The following is a 1181-nucleotide window of genomic DNA, read 5'->3' on the forward strand; positions in this document are numbered from 1 at the left end:
GCTGGGGCGGGGGTAGGAGGAGCGCCGGGGCTGTTTACGCTGCCTCCATGATTCGTACCGCTACCGCTGCCGATGTCCCCGCGATTCACGCGATGGTCCGTGAGCTGGCCGATTACGAGAAGGCGCTGCACGAGGCGAAGGCCACCGAGGAGCAGCTGCGTGAGGCGTTGTTCGGTGAGCGGCCTGCCGCGTACGCGCACATCGCCGAGTCGGACGAGGACGGCGAGGTCGTCGGCTTCGCGCTGTGGTTCCTGAACTTCTCGACGTGGCGCGGGGTGCACGGCATCTACCTGGAGGACCTGTACGTGCGTCCCGAGCGGCGCGGCGGCGGGCACGGGAAGGCGCTGCTGAGGGAGCTGGCGCGGATCTGTGTGGAGCGTGGTTACGAGCGCCTGGAGTGGTCGGTGCTGAACTGGAACGCCCCGTCCATCGCCTTCTACGAGTCCTTGGGCGCGCGGCCGCAGGACGNCCGCAGCCGTCGCCATGATCGGCACCGGCCGCACCACCCTCGGCATCCTCGGATTCACCCCACTCGGCCCGGACTCCGTCGTCCTCGTCACCGCGGCCGAGGGCGTCGAGGTGGGTGCGGACGTGGCGGGGCCAGTCGGGGAGCGTGTAGTCGACGGCGAGGTCGGCGCCGTTGGCTCGGGCGAGGGCGACCTTCGCGGGGCCTCCGGCGAGGGCGACGACGGTGGCTCCGGCGTTCTTGGCGTACTGGACGAGCAGGGTGCCGATGCCGCCCGCGGCCGCGGTGACGAGGACGACGGAGTCCGGGCCGAGTGGGGTGAATCCGAGGATGCCGAGGGTGGTGCGGCCGGTGCCGATCATGGCGACGGCTGCGGCGTCGTCGAGTCCCCCGGGGATGGTGTGGAGCTTCTCCGCGTCGGTGACGGCGAGTTCGGCGTAGCCGCCGGGGACGTTGCCGAGGTGGGCGACGACGCGGCGGCCGAGCCAGTCGGGGTCGGTGCCTTCGCCGAGTGATTCGACGGTTCCGGCGACTTCCCGGCCCGGGACGGTGGGCAGTTCGACGGGGGCGGGGAAGGGGCCGGTCATGCCCTGGCGCAGGGCGGTGTCGAGGAGGTGTACGCCGGCGGCGCGGACGGCGATGCGGACCTGACCGGGGCCGGGGACGGGGTCGTCGGTGTGCTCGTAGGTGAGGTTCTCGGCGGGGCCGAAGGCGT

At 72.2% G+C, this 1181-nt stretch carries 2 pseudogenes; one reads left to right on the plus strand and one right to left on the minus strand.

Annotation, left to right across the window (positions count from 1 at the left end):
• Window positions 1-47: 47 nt before the first annotated feature.
• A pseudogene (locus JGS39_RS39920) lies at window positions 48-467 on the plus strand (GNAT family N-acetyltransferase); the annotation flags it as partial.
• A 97-nt stretch (window positions 468-564) separates the two neighbouring features.
• On the opposite strand, the pseudogene JGS39_RS39930 reads toward JGS39_RS39920, so the two are convergent.
• Window positions 565-1181: pseudogene (locus JGS39_RS39930) on the minus strand (alcohol dehydrogenase catalytic domain-containing protein); the annotation flags it as partial.

It is taken from the genome of Streptomyces poriferorum, from assembly GCF_019399235.1.
GTDB classification, from domain to species: Bacteria; Actinomycetota; Actinomycetes; order Streptomycetales; family Streptomycetaceae; genus Streptomyces; species Streptomyces poriferorum.